Origin of the sequence: Kitasatospora sp. NPDC048365 (assembly GCF_043200835.1) — a bacterium.
GTDB classification, from domain to species: Bacteria; Actinomycetota; Actinomycetes; order Streptomycetales; family Streptomycetaceae; genus Kitasatospora; species Kitasatospora terrestris.
This window is the reverse complement of sequence record NZ_JBICYJ010000014.1, coordinates 18,471-43,524: the sequence shown is the minus strand read 5'-3', so window position 1 is coordinate 43,524 and position 25,054 is coordinate 18,471. Positions and strand designations below refer to the sequence as shown.

Annotated in this window: 24 protein-coding genes and 1 riboswitch; of the genes, 11 read left to right on the top strand and 13 right to left on the bottom strand. The window is 73.5% G+C overall.

What is annotated here, in order from left to right; genetic code table 11:
• Positions 1-270: 270 nt before the first annotated feature.
• Positions 271-2,217, bottom strand: a complete 1,947-nt coding sequence (locus ACGFX4_RS16640) for an anthranilate synthase family protein (RefSeq protein WP_393074210.1) — start codon at positions 2,215-2,217, stop codon at positions 271-273.
• 304 nt (positions 2,218-2,521) lie between these two features.
• On the opposite strand from ACGFX4_RS16640, the gene ACGFX4_RS16635 reads away from it, so the two are divergent.
• Positions 2,522-3,853, top strand: coding sequence for a class II 3-deoxy-7-phosphoheptulonate synthase (locus ACGFX4_RS16635; protein WP_393074207.1), 1,332 nt, complete (start codon positions 2,522-2,524; stop codon positions 3,851-3,853).
• A gap of 127 nt (positions 3,854-3,980) precedes the next feature.
• Positions 3,981-4,214 (top strand): bacterioferritin-associated ferredoxin, encoded by a 234-nt coding sequence (locus tag ACGFX4_RS16630; protein WP_393074204.1) that lies wholly within the window; start codon positions 3,981-3,983, stop codon positions 4,212-4,214.
• 9 nt (positions 4,215-4,223) lie between these two features.
• On the opposite strand, the gene bfr is transcribed toward ACGFX4_RS16630, so the two are convergent.
• On the bottom strand, positions 4,224-4,703 hold the full coding sequence (gene bfr, locus ACGFX4_RS16625; RefSeq protein WP_345696642.1) for a bacterioferritin: 480 nt from the start codon (positions 4,701-4,703) through the stop codon (positions 4,224-4,226).
• Positions 4,704-4,888: 185 nt separating this feature from the next.
• Between bfr and ACGFX4_RS16620 the strand changes: the two genes are divergently transcribed.
• Entirely contained in the window at positions 4,889-5,518 is a 630-nt protein-coding gene (locus ACGFX4_RS16620) for a sulfite oxidase-like oxidoreductase (protein ID WP_345696641.1), read from the top strand.
• Between the two features lie 5 nt (positions 5,519-5,523).
• Here ACGFX4_RS16620 and pknB read toward each other — a convergent pair whose 3' ends face one another.
• The 4 genes from pknB to thiO form a co-directional block, all read right to left on the bottom strand.
• Positions 5,524-7,248 (bottom strand): Stk1 family PASTA domain-containing Ser/Thr kinase, encoded by a 1,725-nt coding sequence (gene pknB / locus ACGFX4_RS16615; RefSeq protein WP_393074487.1) that lies wholly within the window; start codon positions 7,246-7,248, stop codon positions 5,524-5,526.
• A gap of 21 nt (positions 7,249-7,269) precedes the next feature.
• On the bottom strand, positions 7,270-8,067 hold the full coding sequence (locus ACGFX4_RS16610; protein WP_393074201.1) for a thiazole synthase: 798 nt from the start codon (positions 8,065-8,067) through the stop codon (positions 7,270-7,272).
• A 5-nt stretch (positions 8,068-8,072) separates the two neighbouring features.
• Positions 8,073-8,282, bottom strand: a complete 210-nt coding sequence (gene thiS / locus ACGFX4_RS16605; RefSeq protein ID WP_345696639.1) for a sulfur carrier protein ThiS — start codon at positions 8,280-8,282, stop codon at positions 8,073-8,075.
• On the bottom strand, positions 8,279-9,427 hold the full coding sequence (gene thiO / locus ACGFX4_RS16600) for a glycine oxidase ThiO (RefSeq protein WP_393074197.1): 1,149 nt from the start codon (positions 9,425-9,427) through the stop codon (positions 8,279-8,281). The genes thiS and thiO overlap by 4 nt, the downstream gene beginning before the upstream one ends.
• Positions 9,422-9,534, bottom strand: a riboswitch (TPP riboswitch). Its footprint overlaps the gene before it by 6 nt.
• Positions 9,535-9,603: 69 nt before the next feature.
• On the opposite strand from thiO, the gene ACGFX4_RS16595 reads away from it, so the two are divergent.
• The 3 genes from ACGFX4_RS16595 to thiE are packed head-to-tail and all read left to right on the top strand — an operon-like array spanning position 9,604 to position 11,844.
• Positions 9,604-10,809: an NAD(P)/FAD-dependent oxidoreductase gene (locus ACGFX4_RS16595; protein ID WP_393074195.1), complete on the top strand. Its 1,206-nt coding sequence runs from the start codon at positions 9,604-9,606 to the stop codon at positions 10,807-10,809.
• A gap of 28 nt (positions 10,810-10,837) precedes the next feature.
• The gene (locus ACGFX4_RS16590; protein ID WP_393074193.1) at positions 10,838-11,203 is read left to right on the top strand and encodes an Rv2175c family DNA-binding protein; all 366 of its coding nucleotides are present in this window, start codon (positions 10,838-10,840) and stop codon (positions 11,201-11,203) included.
• Entirely contained in the window at positions 11,200-11,844 is a 645-nt protein-coding gene (thiE, locus tag ACGFX4_RS16585; RefSeq protein ID WP_393074190.1) for a thiamine phosphate synthase, read from the top strand. The genes ACGFX4_RS16590 and thiE overlap by 4 nt, the downstream gene beginning before the upstream one ends.
• A gap of 34 nt (positions 11,845-11,878) precedes the next feature.
• On the opposite strand, the gene ACGFX4_RS16580 is transcribed toward thiE, so the two are convergent.
• On the bottom strand, positions 11,879-12,973 hold the full coding sequence (locus tag ACGFX4_RS16580) for a polyprenyl synthetase family protein (protein ID WP_393074187.1): 1,095 nt from the start codon (positions 12,971-12,973) through the stop codon (positions 11,879-11,881).
• Between the two features lie 158 nt (positions 12,974-13,131).
• Between ACGFX4_RS16580 and metF the strand changes: the two genes are divergently transcribed.
• Entirely contained in the window at positions 13,132-14,046 is a 915-nt protein-coding gene (metF, locus tag ACGFX4_RS16575) for a methylenetetrahydrofolate reductase [NAD(P)H] (RefSeq protein WP_393074184.1), read from the top strand.
• Positions 14,047-14,149: 103 nt separating this feature from the next.
• Positions 14,150-14,944 (top strand): hypothetical protein, encoded by a 795-nt coding sequence (locus ACGFX4_RS16570; RefSeq protein ID WP_393074181.1) that lies wholly within the window; start codon positions 14,150-14,152, stop codon positions 14,942-14,944.
• A gap of 1 nt (position 14,945) precedes the next feature.
• Here the strand turns inward: ACGFX4_RS16570 and ACGFX4_RS16565 are convergent, their stop codons facing one another.
• Positions 14,946-16,322, bottom strand: coding sequence for a phytoene desaturase family protein (locus ACGFX4_RS16565; RefSeq protein WP_393074179.1), 1,377 nt, complete (start codon positions 16,320-16,322; stop codon positions 14,946-14,948).
• An 11-nt stretch (positions 16,323-16,333) separates the two neighbouring features.
• Positions 16,334-16,942: a DUF4126 domain-containing protein gene (locus ACGFX4_RS16560; protein ID WP_393074176.1), complete on the bottom strand. Its 609-nt coding sequence runs from the start codon at positions 16,940-16,942 to the stop codon at positions 16,334-16,336.
• A 634-nt stretch (positions 16,943-17,576) separates the two neighbouring features.
• Between ACGFX4_RS16560 and ACGFX4_RS16555 the strand changes: the two genes are divergently transcribed.
• From ACGFX4_RS16555 to ACGFX4_RS16545, 3 genes are all read left to right on the top strand, one after another.
• Positions 17,577-18,032, top strand: coding sequence for an SAV_6107 family HEPN domain-containing protein (locus tag ACGFX4_RS16555; protein WP_393074485.1), 456 nt, complete (start codon positions 17,577-17,579; stop codon positions 18,030-18,032).
• Positions 18,033-18,104: 72 nt separating this feature from the next.
• Complete coding sequence (locus tag ACGFX4_RS16550) at positions 18,105-18,857, top strand: methyltransferase domain-containing protein (protein ID WP_393074174.1); 753 nt, start codon at positions 18,105-18,107, stop codon at positions 18,855-18,857.
• A 222-nt stretch (positions 18,858-19,079) separates the two neighbouring features.
• Positions 19,080-19,463, top strand: coding sequence for a DUF3040 domain-containing protein (locus tag ACGFX4_RS16545; protein WP_345696628.1), 384 nt, complete (start codon positions 19,080-19,082; stop codon positions 19,461-19,463).
• An 82-nt stretch (positions 19,464-19,545) separates the two neighbouring features.
• Here ACGFX4_RS16545 and ACGFX4_RS16540 read toward each other — a convergent pair whose 3' ends face one another.
• The 4 genes from ACGFX4_RS16540 to ACGFX4_RS16525 all read right to left on the bottom strand — a co-directional run bounded on the left by ACGFX4_RS16540 (position 19,546) and on the right by ACGFX4_RS16525 (position 25,000).
• Positions 19,546-21,981, bottom strand: a complete 2,436-nt coding sequence (locus ACGFX4_RS16540; RefSeq protein ID WP_393074171.1) for a transglutaminaseTgpA domain-containing protein — start codon at positions 21,979-21,981, stop codon at positions 19,546-19,548.
• Complete coding sequence (locus ACGFX4_RS16535) at positions 21,978-23,300, bottom strand: DUF58 domain-containing protein (protein ID WP_393074168.1); 1,323 nt, start codon at positions 23,298-23,300, stop codon at positions 21,978-21,980. Before ACGFX4_RS16535 ends, ACGFX4_RS16540 begins: the two co-directional genes overlap by 4 nt.
• Before the next feature lies 1 nt (position 23,301).
• A complete protein-coding gene (locus ACGFX4_RS16530) occupies positions 23,302-24,309 on the bottom strand; it encodes an AAA family ATPase (protein ID WP_393074166.1) in 1,008 nt (335 codons plus the stop codon).
• A 151-nt stretch (positions 24,310-24,460) separates the two neighbouring features.
• On the bottom strand, positions 24,461-25,000 hold the full coding sequence (locus ACGFX4_RS16525; RefSeq protein ID WP_393074163.1) for a beta-class carbonic anhydrase: 540 nt from the start codon (positions 24,998-25,000) through the stop codon (positions 24,461-24,463).
• Between the last annotated feature and the right edge of the window lie 54 nt (positions 25,001-25,054).

The window sequence follows — 25,054 nt, the reverse complement described above, 5'->3', positions numbered from 1 at the left end:
CGTAAAGGAAGTTCAAAAGTTCGGGGTGGATCCTGGCGGCGCCGTGACGGGGCGTCAACGTCCCGTCACGGCGGCGGCCTCCTCCCTACCGGCCGGTAGTCGTTCGTAAGCGGCATCACCGAGTGCAAACCGGACATCACATCGGGTTCCCGTGTGGTCGGGATCACATTGCGTGCTGAGGTTTATCAGAGCTTTCTCGACGTGGGGGTTCGGGGGAATTCCTGAGAATTGGCCCGGTTGCCGGGATTGGTCCGAAGTTCGGAAATGGTGTCAGATGGCCGATGCGGTGCGGGTCTTGAGGAGGTCGGCGACGATGTGGACGCCGTCGCGGGTGAGGACGGACTCGGGGTGGAACTGGAGGGTGGCGAAGCCCGGGCCGCGGAGGGCGTGGACGTCGTGGGTGCGGGGGTCGCGGGAGACCTCGATGCCGTCGGCGGCCAGGCGGGCGGCGTCGGTGTCGTCGCACTTGGCGGTGAAGGTGTTGTAGAAGCCGACGGTGCGCCGGGTGCCGAAGAGGTCGACGGTCTCCTGGGCGCCCTGGTAGGGGACGGCCTTGCGGGAGAGCGGGAGGCCGAGCCGGGCGGAGACCAGCTGGTGGCTGAGGCAGACGGCGAGGAGCGGGGCGGTGCGCCGGCCGGAGCGGACGGCGGCGAGGGCGTCGGCGACGATCGGGCGCAGGACGGCCATCTTCGGGTCGGCGGGGTCGGCGGGGTCGCCGGGGCCGGGGCCGAGGACGAGCGGGCCGGTGTGGGCGGCGACGAGGGCGGCGAGCGACGGCGTGTCGTAGCGCAGGACGGACACCCGGTGGCCGAGTGAGGTCAGCAGGTGGGCGAGCATCGAGGTGAAGGTGTCCTCGCCGTCGACGACGAGGGTGTCGAGGCCTTCCCGGTGCGGGACCGGCTGCTGCATCCGGAGCCAGAACGGGGCGAGGTTCGCGCGGCGGGCGTCGAGCGCGGCCTGGACGCGGTGGTCGTCGGCGAGCCGCGGGCCGTCCGAGTCGCCGGAGCGGCCGGGGCGGAGCGCGGCGGCGGGCCGGGCGCCGATCGCGGCGAGCACGCCGGCGGCCTTGGCGTGGGTCTCGGCGACCTCGGAGTGCGGGTCGGAGTGGCGTACCAGGGTGGCGCCGACCCGGACGACCAGTGAGCCGTCGGTGGGGGCGATGTCGACGGCGCGGATGCAGATGGGGGAGTCGAGCTGCTGCCCGCCGCTGGCGGAGCGGCCGATCAGGGCGAGCGCGCCGGAGTAGTAGCCGCGCCCGGCGGACTCGTACCGCTTGATGACGCGGGTGGCGTTCTGGACCGGGCTGCCGGTGACGGTGGCGGCGAACATGGTCTCGCGGAGCACGTCGCGGACGTCGAGCGAGGTGCGGCCGCGCAGCTCGTACTCGGTGTGGGCGAGGTGCGACATCTCCTTGAGCCGGGGGCCGAGCACCTGCCCGCCGAGGTCGCCGACGGTGCACATCATCTTGAGTTCCTCGTCGACCACCATGGTGAGCTCCTCGAGCTCCTTGGGGTCGTGCAGGAAGTCGAGCAGCGACTCCACGGTGGGGCCGCCGGCGGGGTAGCGGTAGGTGCCGGAGATCGGGTTCATCACCACGGTGCCGCCGGACTGGCGGACGTGGACCTCGGGCGAGGCGCCGACCAGCACGCGCTCGCCGGTGTGCACCAGGAAGGTCCAGTACGCGCCGCGCTCCTGCTCCAGCAGCCGGCGGAACAGCGAGAGCGCGGTCGCGGTGGAGAAGCCGTCCAGGGTGGCCCGGAAGTCGCGCCGGATGACGAAGTTGGCGCCCTCGCCGCGGCCGATCTCGTCCTGGATGACCCGGCGGACGATGTCCGCGTACTCCTCGTCGTCGATGTCGAAGGTGCCGCCGCGCAGCTCGATCGGGGTGTCCGGCAGGGCCGCGAGCAGCTCGCCGAGGGGGAGGGTGTGCTGCTCCTCGACGGCGAGGGCCTGCAGCGGGGTGCCGTCCTGGTGGGCGTCGAAGCCGCGTTCGCGGATCTGCGCGTACGGGACCAGGGCGAGCAGGTCGTGCCGGGGGCCGTCGGCGGGGACGCCGTGCCGGACCGGCAGGTCGGCGAGCGAGTCGTGGACGGCGACGGTGCCGAGCAGGACCTCGACGGTGTCGGGGGCCAGGCGCGGGGCGCGGCGGTGCAGCAGGGCGAAGGCGGGGGCGCCGGGTGCGGTGAGGCGGGCGAGCAGGTCGGCGGAGCTGGTCACGGCTGCTGCGTTCCTTCCAGGAGTGGATGTGGCGGGTGCTGGACCACACTTCCCGGGAGGGCTTTCGGCTTTCGATACGCCGACGGCCGCCCCGAGGGGCGGCCGTCGTGTCGTCTAGGGACGCGCGAGCTGTGGGCCACCCATGGGGTCGGCCCACCACCAGGAGAAGGTGTGCGGCGCGTTCACGGGACCACCGTAGCCGATCCCCCGACGGTGTGAAGCCGATCACCGGAATGTCCACGGCGCGTCTCACCCACCGAGCGGCGGCGCCAATTCGCTTGTCACACCCCGTAGCCTTGGGCCTGTGACCGTGACAAACCACTCCTGGCAGTCCCTGCCCGCGGCGCAGCAGCCTGAATGGCCGGACCAAGAGGCTCTGCGCAAGACCCTTGCGGACCTCGCCTCGTATCCGCCGCTCGTCTTCGCCGGCGAGTGCGACCAGCTGCGCGCCCGGCTCGGTGCCGTGGCCCGTGGTGAGGCGTTCCTGCTGCAGGGCGGCGACTGCGCCGAGGCGTTCGACGCCGTCTCGGCCGACCACATCCGCAACAAGCTGAAGACCCTGCTCCAGATGGCGGCCGTGCTGACGTACGCCGCCTCGGTGCCGGTCGTGAAGGTCGGCCGGATCGCCGGCCAGTACTCCAAGCCGCGCTCGAAGTCGACCGAGACCCGGGACGGCGTGACGCTCCCGGTGTACCGCGGCGACTCGGTGAACGGCTTCGAGTTCACCCCGGAGTCCCGGATCCCGGACCCGGAGCGCCTGAAGCGGATGTACAACGCCTCCGCGGCGACGCTCAACCTGGTCCGCGCCTTCACCACCGGTGGCTACGCCGACCTGCGCCAGGTGCACGCCTGGAACCAGGACTTCGTGCGCAACTCGCCGGCCGGCCAGCGCTACGAGCAGCTGGCCCGCGAGATCGACCAGGCGCTGGCCTTCATGAACGCCTGCGGGGTGGCCCCGGAGGAGTTCAAGACGGTCGAGTTCTTCTCCTCGCACGAGGCGCTGATCCTGGACTACGAGACGGCGCTGACCCGCACCGACTCGCGCACCGGCGACCTGTACGACGTCTCCGGCCACATGGTGTGGATCGGTGAGCGCACCCGGCAGCTGGACCACGCGCACATCGAGTTCGCGTCCAAGATCCGCAACCCGATCGGTGTGAAGCTCGGCCCGACCACCACGGTCGACGAGGCGCTCACCCTGATCGACCGCCTGGACCCGGAGCGCGAGCCCGGCCGGCTCACCTTCATCACCCGGATGGGCGCGGGCAAGATCCGCGACCACCTGCCCACCCTGGTGGAGAAGGTCACCGCCTCCGGCGCCCAGGTCGTGTGGATCTCCGACCCGATGCACGGCAACACCTACGAGGCCTCCAGCGGTCACAAGACCCGGAGCTTCGACGACGTGCTCGACGAGGTCAAGGGCTTCTTCGAGGTGCACAACGCGCTCGGCACCCACCCGGGCGGCATCCACGTCGAGCTGACCGGTGACGACGTCACCGAGTGCGTCGGCGGTGGCGACGAGGTGCTGGTCGACGACCTGCACCAGCGCTACGAGACGGCCTGCGACCCGCGGCTCAACCGCAGCCAGTCGCTGGACCTGGCGTTCCTGGTCGCGGAGATGTACCGCAGCCACTGAGCGTCGTCCGAGCCCGGGCAGTGTGACGAAGGCCCCTCCGCCGGTTGGCGGAGGGGCCTTTTCGCTGCGTGTACAGGCGGGTAAGGTAAGGCTCAGTAAACCCGCACGACCCCCGGGAGCGGCCGCGATGTTCGTCTGCATGTGCCATGCGGTCACCGAGGAGCAGGTCAAGCGCGAGATCGACGGCGGCGCCGTCACCCCGCGCCAGATAGCCAAGGGCTGCAAGGCCGGCACCGACTGCGGGTCGTGCGTGCGACGGATCCAGGCGCTGCTCGGGGAGCACGGCGCCCGCCCTTGTCCCACGGCTCGGCTGGCCGCCAAACTCGGGCTGGCTGAGCCGGAGGAAGCACAGGCGGCGTAGTGACCCGGATCAGGACTCGGGCTGCTCGATGAGCTGCGCCAGGTAGAGCGCCTCGCCGAGCTTCTCCAGCAGTTCCAGCTGGGTGTCCAGGTAGTCGATGTGGTGCTCCTCGTCCTCGAGGATGGCCTCGAAGATGTTGGCCGACGTCACGTCGTTCTTGGCGCGCATGACCACGATGCCCCGCTTCAGCCGGTCGATCGCCTCGACCTCGATCTGTCGGTCCGCCTCGAACATCTCCTTGACCGTCTGCCCGATCCGGACGTGGAACAGCCGCTGGTAGTTGGGCAGGCCGTCCAGGAACAGGATCCGGTCGGTCAGCGTCTCGGCGTGCTTCATCTCGTCGAAGGACTCGTGCCGGGTGTACTTGGCGAGCTTGGTCCAGCCGAAGTTCTCCTGCATCTTCGCGTGCAGGAAGTACTGGTTGATGGCCGTGAGCTCGGCGGTGAGCTGCTCGTTGAGGAACTCGATGACCTCGGGGTCGCCCTGCATGGGGTGCCTTCCTGCCGTTGCGTCGCTTGGGGGAATCGTTGCACCGGTCGGGCGGTGACTTCCAGTAAGTTCACACTTACCCGTACATGTGTCGGATTGTCCGATTAAGGGATTCCTCAAGGGATTTCCGGGTGCGCGCGAGGGGCGCGCGCTGCGCGGCGCCCGCCGTCTGTCACCATGGAGACATGGGTCAGCACGAACAGGAACAGCCTCAGCCGTCTGACCCGAGGCTCCCTCCGGGCCAGCGTCTCCAGCGCGGATGGCCGGTGCTGCACTACGGGCCGGTGCCCCGCTTCAAGCCGCAGAGCTGGGACTTCCAGGTGTTCGGCGCCACCGTCGACGCCGAGAAGGCGGTCTGGGACTTCCCCGCCTTCCACGCCCTGCCCCGGGTCACCGTGCGCGGCGACTTCCACTGCGTGACCCGCTTCTCGATGCTCGGCAACGAGTGGAGCGGGGTGGCCGCCAAGACCGTCCTCGACCTGGTGCCGCCCGCGCCCGAGGTCACCCACGTGATGGTCTGGGCCGAGTACGGCTACAGCGCCAACCTCCGGCTCGCCGACTTCGCCGACCCGTCGACCGTCTTCGCCACCCACCACAACGGCGAACCGCTCACCCTGGAGCACGGCTTCCCGGTCCGCCTGGTGGTGCCGCACCTGTACGCCTGGAAGGGCCCCAAGTGGGTCCGCGCGGTCGAGTACATGCGGGCCGACCGGCGCGGCTTCTGGGAGGAGCGCGGCTACCACAACCTCGCCGACCCCTGGTCCGAGCAGCGCTACTCCTACCAGGAGGAGCCGGGCGACGGCCCGCTGCGGTAGCCCGGCTAGAACAGCCCGAAGGTGATGGTGACCACCGCGGTCTGCGGGCGCGTCTGGCCGGCCGACGGGGTCTGCGCGACGACCTTCCCGGTGCCGAACAGGTTGAGGCCCGAGGTCTCCACCCGGAACCCGGCGTCGGTGAGCGCCTTGGTGGCCTGGTCCTTGGTCATCCCGACCACGTTCGGGACCGGTGTCTGGCCCTTGGAGACCGTCAGCGCGACCGGGCTGTTCGGGCGGAGCTGCCCGCCGGCGGCGGGGGCGGAGGAGATCACCGAGCCCTTGGGGACGGTGTCGTCGAACACCTCGGTGACCGTGCCCGGGGCCAGCCGGGCGTCGCCCAGCGCCTTCCGTGCGTCGGCCAGCGTCCGCCCGGCCAGCAGCGGGACGGCCACCTGCTCCGGGCCCTTGGACAGCACCACCCGGACGGTGTCGCTCTTGCGGACCCGCGCGCCGATCCCGGGATCGGTGGAGATCACCTGGCCGGCCGGCACCGTCTCGCTGAACTGCTCGCTGAACGCGCCCTGCAGGTCCCGCCCGTCCAGCGTCGCCACCGCCTGCTGCCGGGACTGCCCCAGCACGCTCGGCACCGTCGCGTACACCGCGCTGGAGAGCGTGTACGTCACGCCGCCGATCAGCAGCAGCACGGCCAGCCCGATCGCCGACCAGATCAGCGGCTTGCGCGAGCGGCCCGGGGCGCGGCGCCCGGCCCGCGGGGGCAGCGGGTCCTGCACCGGGCGGGGCGGCGGCAGCAGGTCCGGCGGGAGGTCGAGGACGCTGGTGCGCTCCACCGGGCGGTCGACCACGGCGGTCGCCTCGCCGGTCGGGAACTGCGGGCTCGGCCGGGTGGAGGCGGGCGGCTCGGCGTCCAGCTGCGCGGGGGAGAGCGCCCGGCGGGCCCGCTGCAGGGCCGCCAGCAGCTCCACCGCGTCCCACGGCCGGGCCTGCGGGTCGCGGGCCGTCGCGGCGGCCACTATCGCGTCCAGCTCCGGGCCGACCGCGGGCGCGGTCGCCGACGGCGGCGGGACGTCCTCGTGCAGGTGCCGGTACATCACCTGGGCCGGGTTCTCCCCGGTGTGCGGCTTGGCGCCGGTCAGCGTCTCGTACAGCAGGATGCCGGACGCGTAGACGTCCACCCGCTGGTCGGTCGGGGCGTCCTGGCTGATCTGCTCCGGGGCCAGGTACGAGACGGAGCCGAGCAGCGGGCCGGTGCTGGAGGTCACCGAGGTGTCGGCGCCCGACAGCAGCCGGACCAGGCCGAAGTCGGCGACCTTCACCAGGCCGCCGTCGGTGATCAGCACGTTCTCCGGCTTCACGTCCCGGTGCACCAGGCCCGCGCGGTGCGCGGCGCCGAGCGCGGCCAGCACCGGCTCCACGACGTCCAGCGCGGCCCGCACCGACAGCGCGCCCCGGTCGATCAGCACGTCGCGCAGGGTGCGGCCCGGCACGAACTCCATGGCCATGAACACCGCCCGGCCGTCCGCGCCCTGGTCGAGGACGTTGACCACGTTCGGGTGGGCGAGCCGGGCGACGGCCTTCGCCTCGCGGATGAACCGCTCGGTGAAGCCCGGGTCGCCGGCCAGCGAGGGGTGCATCACCTTGAGCGCCACCACGCGGTCCAGCCGCAGGTCGGTGCCCCGGTACACGGTGGACATGCCGCCCACGGCGATGCGCTGCTCCACCCGGTACCGCCCGTCCAGCAGCGCACCGATCAGCGGGTCGTCCACGGTCATGTCCACCTGAGGAGTCTAGGGCTAGAAGGCCGGGCGTTCCCTGGTGTCGAGGTCGGCGCGGCCGGCCATGGTGGAGGAGGCCTCGGCGTGGAAGCGGCGGGGGATGCGGCCGGCGCGGTGGGCGAGGCGGCCCGCCTCGACGGCGCGGCGCATCGCGTCGGCCATCAGCACCGGCTCCTGGGCGCGGGTGACGGCGGACGCCAGCATCACGGCGGAGCAGCCGAGCTCCATGGCGAGGGCCACGTCGGAGGCGGTGCCGGCGCCCGCGTCCAGGATCACCGGGACGCCCGCGGCCTCGACGATCAGCTGGAAGTTGTGCGGGTTGCGGATGCCCAGGCCCGAGCCGATCGGCGAGCCCAGCGGCATGATCGCCGCACAGCCGACGTCCTCCAGCTTGCGGGCCAGCACCGGGTCGTCGTTGGTGTACGGGAGGACCGTGAAGCCGTCGTCGACCAGGGTCTCGGCGGCGTCGAGCAGCTCGATCGGGTCGGGCAGCAGGGTGCGCTCGTCGGCGATCACCTCCAGCTTGACCCAGTCCGTGCCCAGCGCCTCGCGGGCGAGGCGGGCGGTCAGCACCGCCTCGCCGGCGGTGTAGCAGCCGGCCGTGTTCGGCAGCACCCGGATCGCGTTGCGGGACAGCACGTCCAGGACCGAGCCCTGGGTGGAGGCGTTCACCCGGCGCATCGCCACGGTGGTCAGCTCCGTCCCGGACACCTGCAGGGCCTGCTCCAGCACCTCCAGGCTGGGGGCGCCGCCGGTGCCCATGATCAGCCGGGAGGCGAAGGTGGTGTCGGCGATGGTGAGAAGGTCGTCGGCCATCGGGGTCAGCCTCCCTGGACTGCGGTCAGGATCTCGATCCGGTCGCCCTCGGCCAGCGCCGTGGCCGGCCACGAACCGCGGGGCACCACGGCCTCGTTGAGCGCCGCCGCCACCCCGGTGTTGGCGCCGCTCAGTTCGGCCACCACCTCGGCGAGGGTGGCCGCGGCGGACAGCGTGCGCCGTTCGCCGTTGACGGTCAGTGAGATCTCGTTCATGCCAGGGCCTTTGAGAAGCGGTCGGGGGAGAAGGCGGCGGCCAGGTCGGGGACGGTGCCGGTGGCCAGGTAGTCGGCGAGCAGGTCGCCGGTGGCCGGGGTGAGCAGCACCCCGTTGCGGTAGTGGCCGGTGGCGGCGGCCAGGCCGGGCAGCGCGGTCGGGCCGAGCAGCGGCGCGTTGTCGGGGGAGCCGGGCCGCAGGCCCGCGTTGGTCTCGGCGAGCGGCAACTCGGTGATGCCCGGCACCAGTTCGTGGGCGTCGCGGAGCAGCTCGTACACCCCGCCGGCGGTCACCTGGGTGTCGTACCCCTGCTCCTCGCTGGTCGCGCCGATCACCAGCTCGCCGTCGGCGCGCGGCACCAGGTAGATGTGCTGCCCGCGCACCACCGCCCGGACGTTGCGGGACAGGAACGGCGCGTACATCTCCGGGATGCGCAGCCGCAGCACCTGGCCCTTGACCGGGCGGATCGCCGGCAGCACCCCGTCCGGCAGGCCGGGCAGCAGGTGGCTGCGGGAGCCGGCCGCGAGCACCAGCTGCGCCGCGTGCACGGCGCCGCCGTCGGCCAGCCGGACGCCGGTCGCCCGGCCGCCGTCGACCAGCAGCTCGGCGGCCTCGGCGGCCAGCAGCCGCACGCCCGTCCGCTCGCAGGCCGCCACCAGGGCGCGGGCCAGCCGGCGGCCGTCCACCTGGTGGTCGTCCTTGACGTGCAGGCCGCCCCGGACGCCGGGGGCGAGCATCGGCTCCAGCTTCCGGCACTCGCGGCCGGTCAGCCAGTGCGAGTCCAGGCCCAGCCGCTGGTGGAAGGCGTGCAGCTCGCGCAGCTCCTCGCGGTCGTCCGCGTCGAGCGCGACGGCCAGCGTGCCGGTCCGCCGGTAGCCGGTGTCCACGCCGGTCAGCGCGGTCAGCTCGGCGGCGAAGTCGGCGTACCGGGCGTTGGACGCCATGCCCAGGTGCAGCAGCGGCTCCTCGCCGTACTGCAGCTCGGTGACCGGGGCCAGCATGCCCGCCGCGACCTGTGCGGCGCCGCCGCCCGGGTGCGGGTCGACCACGGTGACGGCGAGGCCGCGCTGCGCGGTGCGCCACGCGACCGCGAGGCCGATGATGCCGCCGCCGACCACCAGGACGTCGGTGTCGGTCCGTGCCAAGGCTCTTCAGCTCCCTTCGCCGGTATGACCCGGATCAGGTTCGGACGGTCGCGGGCCGCTCCAGCCCGCCTCTCAGCCCGGTGCACCGGGCTCCCGTGGAGTTGTGGCTCCCACCATAACGCCGGGCCGAGGGCGTGCTGAAGGCGCGTACGAGGGGTGGACACCGGCTCGGTAGGGTGAGCGGCGTGGCAGAGCTGAACCGAACGGACAGGGTGGTCGTCGTCGGCGCCGGAATGGCGGGCGCGCAGGCCGCGCTCGGCCTGCGGCAGGGCGGCTGGCAGGGCCGGATCTCCCTGGTCGGGGACGAACCGCACCGCCCCTACGACCGGCCGCCGCTCTCCAAGGACGTGCTGCTCGGCAAGGCCGACGCCACCACCTTCGACATCGACTGGGAGCACCTCGGCATCGAGCTGCTCACCGACCGCCGGGCGGTCGGCCTGGACCCGGGCGTGCTGCGCACCGACGCCGGGGACGTCCCCTACGACGGCCTGGTGATCGCCACCGGCGCCGAGGCCCGCGACTTGCCCGGCGCCACCGGGACGCACATCCTGCGGACCGTCGACGACGCGCTCGCCCTGCGCGCCCTGCTCACCCCCGGCCGCCGGATCGTGCTCGTCGGCGCGGGCTGGATCGGCGCCGAGACGGCGACCGTCGCCCGGCAGCTCGGCTGCGAGGTCACCGTGGTCGAGGCCGGCCCGGCACCGCTGCCCGGCGCGCTGCCCGCCGAACTCGGCGCGCTGATGGCCGACTGGTACGCCGCCGCCGGGGCCGAACTGCGCTGCGGGGTCGGCGTCGCGTCCGTCGAACCCGGCGCGGTGCTGCTCACCGACGGCACCCGGCTGGCCGCCGACGAGGTGGTCGTCGGCATCGGCGCCCGCCCCGCCACCGGCTGGCTCGCCGGCAGCGGCGTCGAACTCGACGCCGGCGGCGCGATCCTGGTCGACGAGCGGCTGCGCACCTCGGTGGACGGCGTCTGGGCGGCCGGCGACTGCGTCGCGTACCCGTCGGCGCGGTCCGCCACCCGGCTCGGCGTGCAGCACTGGGACCACGCGCTGCAGTCCGGCGGCGCGGTCGCCGCCTCGCTGCTGGGCTCCGACGCCCCGTACGACCCGGTGCCGTACTTCTGGTCCGAGCAGTTCGGGCGGATGGTGCAGTACGCCGGGCGGCACGCGGACGCCGACGAACTGCTCTGGCGCGGCTCGGCGGCCGACCCCGCCTGGGCGGTGCTGTGGCTGCGCGGCGGCGCGCTGGTCGGGATGCTGGCCGTCGACCGGCCGCGCGACCTCAACCAGGCCCGCAGGCTGATCGACCGCGGCGCGGTCCTCGACCGGGCGCTCGCCGCCGACCCGGGCGTGCAGCTCAAGGCGGCCACGGCCGGTTGACGGGCTCCACGTGGGTAGGCTGGGTCCCGTGAGTGAGATCGATCCCAAGATTGACGCCCTGGTCCCCGCGTGGATGTACCTCCCCGACATCTCCGAACAGTGGGGTGTCGTGGTCACCCAGGTCCGGGAGATGGTGAAGTCCGGCACCCTGTTGGCCGTCCGGCGCGGCGAGAACAAGTCGCTTCAGGTCCCGGCGGACTTCATCGACGCCGACGGCCCGGTCAAGCACCTGGTCGGCACCCTGACCGTGCTGCGCGACGGCAGGTTCACCGACGAGGAGATCCTCGAGTGGCTGTTCACCGAGGACCCGTCGCTGCCCGGCACCCCGATCCAGGCGCTGCGCGAGAACCGCGGTACCGAGGTCAAGCGCCGCGCCCAGGCCATGTCCCTGTGACCGCGCCCTCCCCGCGGGCCGCGCTCGCCGACGCCCGGCTCTACCTCTGCACCGACGCCCGCCGCGAGCGCGGCGACTTCGCCGAGTTCGTCGACGCGGTCTACCGCGGCGGCGTGGACATCGTGCAGCTCCGCGACAAGGGCCTGGAGGCCAAGCAGGAGCTGGAGCACCTGGAGATCCTCGCCGACGCCGCCCGCCGGCACGGCAAGCTCTTCTCGGTCAACGACCGGGCGGACGTCGCCCACGCCGCGAAGCCGCACGTGCTGCACCTCGGGCAGGACGACCTGCCGGTGCCCGCCGCCCGCGCGATCCTCGGCGAGGACGTGGTGATCGGCCGCTCCTGCCACGCCGAGTCCGAGGTCGACACCGCGATCGTCGAACCCGGCATCGACTACTTCTGCACCGGGCCCGTCTGGCCCACCCCCACCAAGCCCGGCCGGCACGCACCCGGCCTCGACCTGGTGGCCTACGCCGCGAAGGCGGTCACCGACCGCCCCTGGTTCGCCATCGGCGGCATCGACCTCACCAACCTCGACCAGGTCCTCGCCGCCGGCGCCACCCGCGTGGTCGTCGTCCGCGCCCTGACCCAGGCCGACGACCCGGCGGCGGCAGCCGCGGAGTTCGTGCGCAGGCTTCGGTAATCAGGGGCTCGGGGAACCGAGCCCCTGACGGGTCTCAGTACTTGCGTGCGGTTGCTGCCTCGGCGAGGGCCCGGAGGGTGGCGCGGGCGGGGCCGTCGGCGAGGGGGGCGGCGTCGAGTGCGGCGAGCGACTGGTCCATCAGTTCGTCGATGCGGTGCTCGACGAGGTCGGCCGCGCCGCTCTTCTCGATCAGGGCCCGCATCCCGTCGACGTCCTCCGCGACGCCGAGCTGGGCGTCCAGGTACGCGGCGTCCCCGGCCGGCAGGCCTCGCATCGCGTGCGCGATCAGCAGCGTCCGCTTCCCCTCGCGCAGGTCGTCGCCGGCGGGCTTCCCGGTCACGGACGGGTCGCCGAACACGCCGAGCAGGTCGTCCCGCAGCTGGAACGCCTCCCCGAGTGGCAGGCCGAACGCCCCGAGCGCGTCGATCAGCTCCGCCGACCCGCCGGCGAGCAGCGCGCCGACCTGCAGCGGCCGCTCCACCGTGTACTTCGCCGACTTGTAGTGCAGTACGGTCCGGGTGCGCTCCAGCGACCCGGCGTCCGTGGAGTCGCCGGCCACCGGCTCCAGCACGTCGAGGTACTGCCCGAGCATCACCTCGGTGCGCATCAGGTCGAACATCGGCTTTCCGGCCCTGACGGCGGCGTCGTCCAGCCCGCAGGCCTGGAACAGTTCGTCGCACCAGATCAGCAGCAGGTCGCCGAGCAGCACCGCCGCGGAGGCGCCGTACTGCTCGCGGTCGCCGCGCCAGCCGCTGTCGCGGTGCATCGCCTCGAAGCGGCGGTGGACGGACGGCAGGCCGCGGCGGGTGTCGCTGCGGTCCATCAGGTCGTCGTGGACGAGCGCGCTGGCCTGCAGCAGTTCGAGGGCCGCCGCGGCCCGCTCGATGCCCGCGCTCCGCTCGGGGCCGCCGGCCGCCCGCCAGCCCCAGTAGCAGAAGGCGGGCCGCAGCCGCTTGCCGCCGTCGAGCAGGAAGTCGCGCAGGGCGTCGGCGACCGGGCCGAGCTGGGGGGAGATGGTGGAGAGCAGTGCCTGCCGGTCGTCCATGAACGCGGCGAGCGCGGCGTTGACCCGCTCGCGGACGGCCTCCGCGTCGACGGGGTTGGCGGTCAGGCTGGTGGGCGAGGGCACGCGGGACTCCGGTATCTATCGGCTGACAGTCAGACTAACCGGGCGGGCCCGCCGTCCCGGAATCGCGCCCTCGCCGCCCCCGCCCGCCGTCTCGGCAGCTGTCTCACCCCGTGGAACGCGTTTGTTCGCCCCCCTTCACCCACGGATAACCTGCCAGCATGGCACTCGGCATTCCCTCCACCAGAAGCGATCGCGCACAGACCGTGCGTGATCTGCTGGCGGCAGGCGACCGCTCCTTCTCGTTCGAGTTCATGCCTCCGCGCAGCGAGGAGGCCGAGCGCAAGCTCTGGGACGCGATCCGCCGGGTCGAGGCGCTCGACCCGAACTTCGTCTGCATGACGTACGGCGCCGGCGGCTCCTCGCGCGGCCGCACGGTCAACCTGGTCGGCCGGATCGCCACCGAGACCACGCTGACCCCGGTCGCGCACCTCACCGCCGTCGACCACTCGATCGCCGAGCTGCGCAACATCATCGGCCAGTACGCGGACGAGGGCGTGCGCAACGTCCTCGCCGTGCGCGGCGACCCGCCCGGCGACCCGATGGGCGAGTGGGTCCGCCACCCGGAGGGCGTCACCTACGCGTACGAGCTGGTCGAGCTGATCAAGGGCATCGGCGACTTCTGCGTGGGCGTCGCGGCCTTCCCGCAGATGCACCCGCGCTCGGAGAACTGGGACGACGACATCCGCCACTTCGTCGCCAAGTGCCGGGCCGGCGCGGACTACGCGATCACCCAGATGTTCTTCGAGCCGGAGGACTACCTGCGGCTGCGGGACCGGGTGTCCGCGGCGGGCTGCGAGACGCCGATCATCCCGGAGATCATGCCGGTCACCAACATCCGCCAGCTGGTCCGCTTCCCGCAGCTGTCCGGCTCGGACTTCCCGCCGGAGCTGGTGCGCCGCTTCGAGGCGGTCGCCGACGACCCGGCGGCGGTCCGCGCGGTGGGCATCGAGCACGCCACCGCGATGGCCGAGCGGCTGCTGGCCGAGGGCGCGCCCGGTCTGCACTTCATCACGCTCAACCACTCCACCTCGACCCTGGAGATCTACCAGAACCTGGGTCTGCACCGCCGCTGACCGCGGTCGTACGGCGGCGGCCGGCGTCCACGGATGCGGTGCTGTTCGCCCGGAGGCGGTACAGTCGCCCGCAACCGCGGCGCGTGCATCTGGAGGTAGCGGGATGGGCATCGGAAACCTGCTGCTCGACGGCGCGTTGGCGGTGGTCGCGCTCTGGCTGATCGCCGAGCTGCTGTTGCAGAACCGCGCCCCGCTGGTCTGGCGGGCGGTCGCGCTCGGCGGTTTCCTGCTGGTGGTCGCGGGCATGCAGCTGAGCTCCGTGCTGGTGATAGGGGCCGGCGCGGCCGGATTCGCCGTCGGTCAGACCTTCGTCACCCTCTCCGTGAAGCGCGGCCGCGTGGTCGGCTGGTCGCTGCGCCGTGCCGACGGCGCCCTGCCCGGTCCGCTCGCCAAGGTGCCGCTGCTGGCGGCCGCGACCGGCGGTGCCGTCGCGGCGGCCGACGAGGTGGAGGACGTCCCGGTGGTCGGGGAGGTCGGCCCGATCGAGGACGAGCCGGTGGCCGTCGAGCCCGTCGCGTACGAGCAGTACCAGGAGCTCGCCGACGACGGCGTGTACGCCGCGGAGCCGACGGCGGTCGGCTACTACCCCGACCAGCAGCAGGCGTACTACCCGCAGACCGGGTACGACCAGCAGCAGTGGGGCTACTACCAGCAGGGCTACCAGCAGCAGCAGGCGTACGCCTTCCCGCAGCAGCAGTACCAGGACCCGTACGCGCAGCAGCAGCAACAGCAAGAGCAACAGCAGTACCAGGACCCCTACGGCGGCCAGCCGCAGGGCTGGGACCAGCAGCAGGCGTACCCCGGCATCCCGCAGCAGCCGGGCTACGGGTACCAGACGCAGCCCCAGCCCCAGGCGCAGCCGCAGCAGCAGAACTGGGACTACCAGCAGCAGGTGTGACTCACGCCGGGCCGATCAGCCCCGCGGTGATCGAGGCGGACATCCCGACCCGGGGCAGCCCGCCGCCCGGGTGGGCGGTGCCGCCGATCCGGTAGAGGCCGGGTACGTCGGTCCGGTTGTCGGCGGCGAGCGGCGCCCCGGCCAGTGACGGCTCCGGTACCTCCGCGGTCACCCGGGTCTCGTGCCACAGCACCCGGTCGCGCAGGTCCACGCCGGCCTTCGCGAGGTGGTCCAGCAGGTGCGCGGCGTACGCGTCCCGGTCGGGTCCGATCTCGTCGAGGTCCCCGCCGTTCGGCACCGTCACGGTGAGCGTCGCCGACTCGTGGTCCGCGTCCGGGACGAGCGCCGGGTCGTCCGGGCGCAGCAGCTGGACGGTCGGGTGCTCCGGCAGGTCCTCGTGGTGGAACAGCCGGTCGAACTCCTGCTCCGGGTCGGCGGCGTGCACCACCGTGCGGTGGACGGTCCCCCCGGGCCGGGCGCCGCGCAGTGCCAGCAGCACGGTGAACCGGCCGAGCGCCCGCGAGCCGGACGGCACCGAGCTGAGCACGATGTCGGCGGGGATCCGCTCGCCCCCGGCGGTGCGCACCCCGACGAGAGCGCCGTCCTCGACCAGCGGCTCGGCGGGGGTGTCGAAGCGGAACTCCACCCGGCGCTGCTCGCAGCGCCGGAACACCGCGTCGGCCAGCGCCCGCATCCCGCCCCGGACGTACCAGACGCCGAAGGTCTGCTCCATGTACGGCAGCACGGTCGCGGAGGCCGGGCTGTCGCTGCCGAGACCGTGGCGCAGCGCGTACTCGGTGAGCAGCGCGGTCAGCCCCGGGTGCCCGCCCAGCTCGTGGCGGGCCACGTCGGCCAGGGTGTACCGGCCGCGCGGCAGCCAGCGGCCGAAGCCCCGGCGGGGCGGCACGGGGTACGGGTCGTCGGGCCGCCGCTCGGGGCGGGGCTCCTCCAGCAGGGGTCGGCGGGTGGCCTCCCAGACCGCCCGGCCGCGGTTGACCACCTCGCCCCAGCGTCCGCCGGAGCCGGCGCCGAAGGCGGCGTCCAGCGCCTGCCCGACCCCGCCGCGGGAGGCGTTGGGCAGCAGCAGCCCGGTGCCGTCGGGGAACAGGTGGCGGCTCTCCGGGTCGACCGGGGCCAGCTCGACCAGCTCCTCCAGCGGCTCCCGGCCGGTCTTCAGCGCGAGGTCGCGGTAGACGGCGGGCAGCGCGAGCAGGCCCGGGCCGGTGTCGAACGCGAACCCGTCGCGCTCGTACCGGCCCACCATCCCGCCGTACGTCGGCGAGGCCTCGCAGACCGTCACCCGGTGGCCGAGCGTGCCCAGCCGCGAGGCGGCGGCGAGCCCGCTCATTCCTGCGCCGATGATGACGATCCGTGCCATGGCCAACGATCCTAGCCAGCCGCGACCGGCACGCCGGCGCGGGCGGCCCGGCGCTCCCTGCGGCGCTGGAGGAAGCGGCGGATCCGGGTGACCGCGAACCAGACCAGCAGGCCGCCCAGCACCAGCAGGACCGCGGCGCCGGTGGCGGCGATCCACGGGTGGAAGACGGCCAGCACCACCAGGCCCGCCACGGAGAGGTCTTCCAGCAGGCTGACCGCGATGTTGGAGGCCGGCTCCGGCGAGGTGTTGATCGCCATCCGCAGCGAGGCCTTGATGCCGTGGCTGACCAGCGCGGTGGTGCCGCCGACCGCTCCGGCGGCGACCTCGCCGAGCGAGCCCGGGTCGTGCGAGGCGAGCAGCGCGCCGACGGTGGCACCGGCGATCGGCCGGATCACGGTGTGGATCGCGTCCCAGACCGAGTCCACGTACGGGATCTTGTCGAAGACCGCCTCGCACAGGAAGAGCACGCCGGCGGCGACCAGCACGTCGGTGCGCTCCAGCACCGGCGGCACCGACCCGGCGTCGCCGAAGCGGCCGAGCAGGCCGAGCAGCAGCACCACGGCGTAGGCGTTGACGCCGCTGGCCCAGCCGCTGGTGAAGATCAATGGGATGGCGTTCAACCCCTGGTTCCCCCTTCTCCGCGGCCGCCGTGATGCGCGACGGCCGACCGTTCAGGGTACCCGGCCGACCGGCGGGGGCGGCCTGAGTACCCGTACTCAGTCCACCGGTTGAGTAGCCGAGCGGATACCCGCTGACCAGTGCGGACGGGCAGAGTTGGGGTTACCGGGAGGGCGGGGACGACAAGCCCCCGCCGACCCGGGGCGCCCCGTGCCGGCCGCCGCCTGTGGGGGATCGGCGGCCGATGCAGCGGCCGGGGCGCTGTCAGCCGGAACGGGCCCGCGCACCGCCGACACGGGGCGGCGGAGCGGGGGCCGAGGGGGCCGGCTGTACGGGGGAAACCGGGGGGAAACCGGGGGCAATCGGTGCGCTGTGCGGCAGCGTCACCGGTCGACGTGCGGGGCGGTCCGCCGTGGACGTCCGGGGTGTGCGAACACTCCGGCGGACACGGGGGCCGCCCTCGCGGCGTTAGGGCGGGTTCGAGTGTCAGTGCCACCGTTCACGATGGAATGGCACGGACCGTCCGGTCCGGGCGCCCGCCTCGGAACGGAGGAGACCGTGCACGTCAGCCGTCCTGAGTTCGTCACCGCCCGCAGCGCCGCAGACCGTCCCGACGACCCGCAACTGCCCGTCCACCTGCCGCCCGCCGGCCCGCTGCCGTTGCCCGTCGCGCGGGAGCGCGGTTCGGACGTCCATCCCGTGCTGCGCCGGGCCGGGGCCCCACCCGCCGCCGTCGACCTGCTGCGGCAGGCGCACCGCACGCTGATCCGGGCCCGCGGCTGCGAGGATCCGCTGGAGCGCTACGCGACCGCGCACCTCGCCGCGCTGCGGACCACCGCCGCGGTGCTGGCGGTGCGGGGGCGCCCGGAGCGCAACCCGCGGCGCCGGCAGGCGATCCGCAGCGCGTGGGAGCTGCTGCCCGAGGTCGCGCCCGAGCTCGCCGAGTGGGCCGCCTACTTCGCGGCGGGCGCCCGCCGCCGCGCGGCCGCGGAGGCCGGCATCGCGGGCTCGGCCAGCGCCCGGGACGCGGACGACCTGATCCGCAACACGGCGCTGTTCCTGCGCATCGTGGACCGGCTGCTGGCTCGCTGACGAAGGGGCGGCCACGGCGCGTTGTAGCGTGGTGTCCGTCCGGCTGAATCGGCTTGCCAGAGGAGCTCCGCCTTGTACCCGACGCGTCCCCGCAGTGCCCTGCGTACCGCTGTGGTGTGGGAGGTGGTGCGGGCGGCCCTGGAGCGGCGGTCCGCGGAGTTGGAGCGCCCGGTCCTGGACGTGGTGGACACCGGCGGCGGCACCGGCAACTTCGCCGTCCCGGTGGCCAAGCTGGGCCACCGGGTGACCGTGGTGGACCCGAGCCCGGACGCGCTGTTCGCGCTGGAGCGGCGGGCCGCCGAGGCCGGCGTCACCGACCTGGTGCGGGCGGTCCAGGGCGACACCCAGACCCTGCCGGAGGTGGTTCCGGCGGGGTCGGTGGACGCGGTGCTGTGCCACGGCGTGCTGGAGGTCGTGGACGACCCGGCCGAGGCGCTGGGCAGCCTGACCGGGGCGCTGCGCAAGGGCGGCCTGGTCAGCCTGCTGGCGGCGAACCGGACCGGCGCCGTGCTGGCCCGGGCTCTGGCGGGCCACTTCACCGAGGCGCAGGCCGTGCTGGACGGCCCCGACGGCCGCTGGGGCACCGGCGACCCGATGCCGCGCCGCTTCACCGGCGACGAGCTCGCGGAGCTGGCCTCCGGCGCCGGACTGCGGGTGGTCTCGGTGCACGGCGTGCGGGTCTTCGCCGACCTGGTGCCCGGGGTGCTGGTGGACACCGAGCCGGGCGCGACCGACGCGCTGCTGCGGCTGGAGCTGGCGGCGGCCGAGCTGCCCGCGTTCCACGCGGTCGCGACGCAGCTGCACGTGCTCGCGGAACTCGCGTAGTCGGGCACTAGTTCCGCTCCTGCGGCGTTGGGATGCGTGCGGGCCGCGGTGGACGCGGCCCGAGCCACGCTGGATTGACCACGCCGAACTCGCGCGCTGGACCGTATGATCTGGGTAAAGCCGGTAAGCATGACACCCAGACCCATGGGGCATATGGACCACACAGGGCCGAGCCAGGGGTGGCGGACCGGTCGCCCCGCGACCGACGAGTAGGAGGACTCCGTGCCGCTCTCGGAGCACGAGCAGCGACTGCTCGAGCAGATGGAGCGAGCGCTGTACGCCGAAGATCCCAAGTTCGCGTCAGCGCTTGAGGGAACCGGCCTGCGCACCTACACCCGTCGGCGGGTCTACCTGGCCGTCGCGGGGTTCGTCGCGGGCATCGCTCTCCTGATGGGGGGCATGGTCGCCCAGATCATCTGGGTGAGCGTGGTCGGGTTCCTGGTGATGCTGGGTTGCGCGGTCCTCGCCGTCGCCTCGTGGCGGCGCGGCCCGGCCGGGTCGGGAGCGGGTCCGAGGCCAGCCTCGGCACCGCGCCGCAAGGCCGGAGTGATGGACCGAATGGAACAGCGGTGGCAGCGCCGTCGCGACGAGCACGACGGTCTCTAGGAGCCGCGGAGGCAAGGCGCAGAGGCAAGAGGAAGACGCGAGAGGGCGGGCAGTCGGTCGACTGCCCGCCCTCTCGCTGCGCTTACGCGTCCTTCTTCCGGCGCCGCAGGCGCCGCAGCGGCCGGGCGACCGTGCCGGTCACCGCGGCGGAGACCCGGCCGAGGGTGCCGGTGACCCGGTCGCGGACGGCCGCGACCCGGTCGGTGATCGTCCACCGGAGGCGGACGGCGGAGGCCGGCAGCAGCACGGCGCGGATCCGTCCGGCCCGGCCGACCCGGGCCCGCAGACCGTCCCGGGCGGTGCGGACGTCGGTGGCGAGCTGCGTCGGGGCCTCGGTCGAGCGGGCGTACATCACCCGTTCGGTCGCAAGTGCCACGCGTCCGGCCGCGGCGGCGGCCTCGGGGCCGAGCTCGGCCTGCTCGGTGAGCCGGCGGACGGTGTGCCGCGGGGTGCGGGCGTCGTCCGGCGGGATGCCGAGGTCCCAGGCGGAGTCGATCAGCTCGGCCCAGGCGGCGAGCACCTGCGCGTCGCTGAGCTCGCTCCGTCCGCCGCCGGGTCCGTGCCGGCCGGCGCCGAGCCGGCGTCGGCGCTGCCGGGCCCGCCACAGCATCGGCGTGGCGAGCAGCGCGAGCACCACCAGGCCGCCCAGGACGGCGACCAGCACCGTCCAGTTCTGCCACCAGGCCGGAGCGGTCTTCTTCTGCTCGGCGACCTGGCTCTCGTCCTCGCAGGCGCCGGCCTTGCGCTGCTCGGCGCTGCACTTGCTGCTGGCGGACGGCGCGGGCGCGGCGGAGTCGGTGGGCGCGGCGGTGGGCTGCTGGGCGGTGGCGCTGGGCGCCGGGGCGACCTGCTCACGGGTGTAGTCCGGCACCACGCCCCGGTTGGGGGTGGGCTCGAAGCGCAGCCAGCCGATGCCCTGGAAGTACAGCTCGGGCCAGGCGTGGAAGTTCGAGCTGCGGACGATCCGGTTGGTGTCGTTGCCAGTGCCGGCGGTGAAGCCGATCGCGACCCGGGCCGGGATCTTCAGCGAGCGGGCCATCGCCGCCATGGTGGCGGCGTAGTGCACGCAGAAGCCGTCCTTCTCCTGGAGGAACTTGGCGATCGCCTCCGGGCCGGTGCGCGGCTCCACCTTGGTGCTGTACGTGAAGGCGCCGCTGGTGAAGTACTGCTGCAGCGCCACGGCCTGGTCGTACGCGGTGCGCTTGCCGCGGGTGACCTCGGCGGCGGTGGCGGCGACCACCGGCGGGAGGTTGGGCGGCAGTGACAGGTACCGGTTGGTGATCGCGGTCGGGGCCGTTCCGGCGGCGCGCAGCTGTGCGGCGGTCGGCTGGACGGAGGTCGAGCCGACCGCGTACTGCAGGTTGTTGAGCTTCTGGCTGCCGACCGTGGACAGCGTCCGGGCGCCCCGGTCGAAGCGCCAGTTGGTGGTCGGGCCGACCTCGACCCAGGCGGCCGGGTACGGCATCGGCAGCCAGGTGGTGGAGAGCTTGTCGGAGATCTTCACGGTGGTGCGCACCGAGCCGGTGGCGATGGACGAGGAGAGGCCCTCCGGCGACGGGAGGGGGCCGGGCGGCACGTTCTCCAGGTTCTGGTCGCCGATCTTCCACTCCTCGCCGTTGAAGTCGCTGAGTGCGGCGACCCGCAGGTACATCTGCTCGGCGGCGCCCGGGTCGGTGGTGTACCGCAGCAGCTCGGTGTCGTCGGAGCTGCGCAGGTTGGCGGTGAGCGCGACCACCAGGTTGAGCGAGCGCTCGCCGCCGACGCCGGGGCCCGTGCCGGTGCCGGTGCCGTTGCCGAAGCCGCCGATCAGGCCGGTGCCGGCGTTCGGCAGGAAGGCGGGCAGCAGCATCGCGGCGAGCAGCGCGATCACGCCGACCCGCTGGCCGCTGTGCGACAGGCCGCCGCTGGTGCGGCCGGCGCCGGTGAAGACCCGGCCCCAGCGGGAGAGCCGGTCCTGGCCCTCGGTGAAGAGCAGCACCAGGTAGCCGATCGAGGCGGTGGTGAACCACAGCCAGGCGGCGCCGGCGCTGCCGGCCAGGCCGGTGCCGACCGAGTACAGGGCGAGCAGCGGCAGGCCGGCGGCCGCGGCCCGGCGGAAGGTCACCGCGAGGCCGTCCACCGCGACGGCGACCAGCGACACCGCGCCGATCACGATCAGCCGCAGGCCGTCGGTGGCGGGTGCCGGGATGGCGTACTGGCCGATGTCGTTGCCGCCGGAGTTCAGCAGCGCGCCGACCGCGTCCAGGGCCTTCGGGCCGGGCAGCACGCCGTAGGCCATCGAGGGCTGCACGAAGGTCAGCAGCAGCAGGTACAGCACGGCGAGCAGCTGGAGCGGGACCACCAGCATCCGCGGCAGCGGCAGCACCCGCAGGGTCGCGCCGATGCCGGCGGTGGCGACGATCATCAGCAGCCCGTGCGGGATCAGCCGGATCGACTCGTTGAAGAGCGGCATCAGGCTGAGCGCGGCCAGCGCCGTGGCCAGCGCCGCGCAGAAGGTCAGCTTGGCCCTCGTCGTCACGCCCCCACCTCGTTTCGATAGGCCGTCGAGTTCTGGGTGCGGTCGGCGGCCCGCCACAGCCGGGGCAGCGAGTCGCCGGCCTTGACCGGGAGCACCGTCCAGCCGGCCTGGCGCAGCCGGGCCACGTTGTCCTCGTGGGCGGTGTCCTCGCCGAAGCCGGGCAGCACCGTGCCGAGGCCGGTCCAGCTGGCGGTGTCCAGCAGCAGGGCGACCGCGCCGCCGGCCCGGCGGCGCAGCCGGCCGAGACGGACCGCCTGCTCCTCGTCGAGCGAGCCGAGGACCGCCACCAGCAGGCCCTCGCCGTGCGCCCGGAGCGCGTCCTCGGCGCGGGCCAGGCCGCCGCCGTCGGAGTGCTCGACCACCGCGAGGGTGTCCAGCAGCAGGCCGGCGGCCTCGGCGATGCTCGGAGCACTGGTGCCCGGCTCGGGCACCGAGACGCCGGTGTCGGTGAGCAGCCGGGTCTGGTAGCCGCGCTCGACCAGGTGGACGCCGATCGAGGCGGCGCAGGAGACCGCCCACTCGAAGGAGGAGGCCGGCCCGCTGCCGCGGTGGGCGATCTCCCGGGTGTCCAGCAGCACGGTGGCGCGGGCCTTCAGCGGCTGCTCCTCGCGGCGCACCATCAGCTCGCCGTACCGCGCGGTGGACTTCCAGTGCACCCGGCGCAGGTCGTCGCCGTGTCGGTACTCGCGCGGGATCACGTCGTCGTCGCCGGCCAGCGCCAGCGCGTGGGTGTTGGAGTCGCCCTGGCCGCCCCACTCGCCGGGCAGGGTGACCGCCGGCAGGTCCTGGACCTGCGGCACCACGGTGAGCAGGTCGGAGGCGGCGAAGGAACGGGTCAGCTCGCACATCCCGAACGGGTCGGAGAGCCGCAGCTGCAGCGGGCCGAGCTGGTAGCGGCCGCGCAGGTCGGAGCGGACCCGGTAGGAGACCTCGCGGTAGCCGTGCTGCTCGACCCGGTCCAGCACGAAGCGCGGGCGCGGACCGAGCACGTACGGCACCCGGTCCTCCAGCAGCAGCAGGCCGGTGGGCACCCGGGAGACGTTGTCCAGGCGCAGGTGGACCCGGGCCTCCTGGCCGGCCGCCGCGCGGTGCGGGGAGAGCCGGCGCCCGCCGGCCACCCGGTAGCGGGTGCGCATCAGCAGCAGCGAGGAGGCCAGCGGCAGGGTGGCCAGCAGCACGCCGACCCGGAACAGCGCGTCCTGGCCGAAGACGTACGCGCAGACCGCCGCGGTCAGGCCGGCGGCCAGGAAGGAGCGGCCCCGGGTGGTCAGCCCGCGCAGCCCCGCCCGGAAACCGGCGGGGTTGTCGGAGCGCGCCATGTCAGCGGCCCTGCGGACGCGGGATCGGCAGTCGGGCCACCAGGTCGAGCACCACCTGCTCGGAGGTGCGGCGGCTCAGTTGGGTCTCGGAGGTCGGCAGCAGGCGGTGCGCGAGGACCGGCACGGCCAGCGCCTGGATGTCGTCCGGCAGCACGTAGTCGCGGCCGTCCAGGGCGGCGTGCGCTCTCGCGGCGCGGACCAGGTGCAGGGTGGCGCGCGGCGAGGCGCCCAGGCGCAGCTCCGGCGAGGTGCGGGTGGCGCCCACCAGGTCGACCGCGTAGCGGCGCACCGGGTCGGACACGTACACCGTCTTGACCAGGTCGATCAGCTTCAGCAGGTCGTGCGCGTGGGCGACCGGCTGGAGGTCCTCCAGCGGGTTGGCCGCCGAGTGCAGGTCGAGCATCGCGTACTCGGCCTCGGGGCTGGGGTAGCCGATCGAGACCCGGGCCATGAAGCGGTCCCGCTGGGCCTCCGGGAGGGAGTAGGTGCCCTCCATCTCGACCGGGTTCTGGGTGGCGATCACCATGAACGGCGACGGCAGCTCGTAGCTGGTGCCGTCGATGGTGACCTGGCGCTCCTCCATCGACTCCAGGAGGGCGGACTGGGTCTTCGGCGAGGCCCGGTTGATCTCGTCGCCGACCACGATCTGCGCGAAGATCGCGCCCGGCCGGAACTCGAAGTCGCGCTGGTGCTGGTCGAAGACGTTGGTGCCGGTCACGTCGGACGGCAGCAGGTCCGGGGTGAACTGGATCCGGCGGACGCTGCAGTCCAGCGAGCGGGCCAGGGCCTTGGCCAGCATCGTCTTGCCGACGCCGGGGACGTCCTCCAGCAGCAGGTGGCCCTCGGCGAGCAGCACGGTCAGTGCGATCCGCACCGCCTCGGGCTTGCCCTCGATGACGCTCTCGACCGATGCCCGGACCCGGTCGACGACCGCCGCCAGCTCCGCCAGATCGACCGGCTCCCGCTGCGAGGCCCCCGCCGTTGCGCCCTGTCCGTTGTAGGTCGTCACCCGTCCGCTCCCAATGCGTGTTTCCCCGAAGAACCAGGCGCATTCTTCCCTGTCAGGAGGCCAGAAGTCACTCAGGTGGGCGACAATGCGTGCACTGTCCCAATTTGGGCGGCTCCGGGAGCACGACAGTGGGCCCCGGAGACGCCGGGGGTCAGGCGATCTCGCGGAGCAGGCCGGTGTGGACGTCGAAGACGAAGCCGCGGACGTCGTCCTTGTGGAGCAGGAACGGCGAGGTGCGGACGCGCGTCATGGACTGGCGGACGTCGCCGTCCAGGTCCACGAAGGACTCCACCGCCCACTGCGGGCGCTGGCCGACCTCGAGCTCCAGCTCGCGGCGGAAGTCCTCGGTCAGGCCGAGCAGGCCGCAGCCGGTGTGGTGGATCAGCACGACCGAGCGGGTGCCCAGGGCGCGCTGGCTGATGGTGAGCGAGCGGATCGTGTCGTCGGTGACGACACCGCCCGCGTTGCGGATGATGTGGGCGTCGCCGAGGTCCAGGCCGAGCGCGGCGAACAGGTCGAGCCGGGCGTCCATGCAGGCCACCACGGTGACCTTCTGCACCGGGCGGGCGTCCATGCCGCCGTCGCGGAAGGTCTGCGCGTAGACCCGGTTGGCTTCGACGAACCGGTCGGTGATCGTGGGCTCGGAGCTGGCAGCGGCGGACGGCGCGGGCCGGTCGGGGGTCACGGTCATGGGGACGACGGTAATCGGATTTCCGCTGCCGTGGAGGGGGCCGCCACCGCCTGG

Coding starts and splice junctions, on each gene's coding strand:
- ACGFX4_RS16630 (WP_393074204.1), top strand. CDS start 3,981: ATGTTCGTCTGCATGTGCCATGCGGTCACCGAGGAGCAGGTCAAGCGC.
- bfr (WP_345696642.1), bottom strand. CDS start 4,703: ATGCAGGGCGACCCCGAGGTCATCGAGTTCCTCAACGAGCAGCTCACC.
- ACGFX4_RS16620 (WP_345696641.1), top strand. CDS start 4,889: ATGGGTCAGCACGAACAGGAACAGCCTCAGCCGTCTGACCCGAGGCTC.
- pknB (WP_393074487.1), bottom strand. CDS start 7,248: ATGACCGTGGACGACCCGCTGATCGGTGCGCTGCTGGACGGGCGGTAC.
- ACGFX4_RS16610 (WP_393074201.1), bottom strand. CDS start 8,067: ATGGCCGACGACCTTCTCACCATCGCCGACACCACCTTCGCCTCCCGG.
- thiS (WP_345696639.1), bottom strand. CDS start 8,282: ATGAACGAGATCTCACTGACCGTCAACGGCGAACGGCGCACGCTGTCC.
- metF (WP_393074184.1), top strand. CDS start 13,132: ATGGCACTCGGCATTCCCTCCACCAGAAGCGATCGCGCACAGACCGTG.
- ACGFX4_RS16570 (WP_393074181.1), top strand. CDS start 14,150: ATGGGCATCGGAAACCTGCTGCTCGACGGCGCGTTGGCGGTGGTCGCG.
- ACGFX4_RS16565 (WP_393074179.1), bottom strand. CDS start 16,322: ATGGCACGGATCGTCATCATCGGCGCAGGAATGAGCGGGCTCGCCGCC.
- ACGFX4_RS16535 (WP_393074168.1), bottom strand. CDS start 23,300: ATGGCGCGCTCCGACAACCCCGCCGGTTTCCGGGCGGGGCTGCGCGGG.
- ACGFX4_RS16525 (WP_393074163.1), bottom strand. CDS start 25,000: ATGACCGTGACCCCCGACCGGCCCGCGCCGTCCGCCGCTGCCAGCTCC.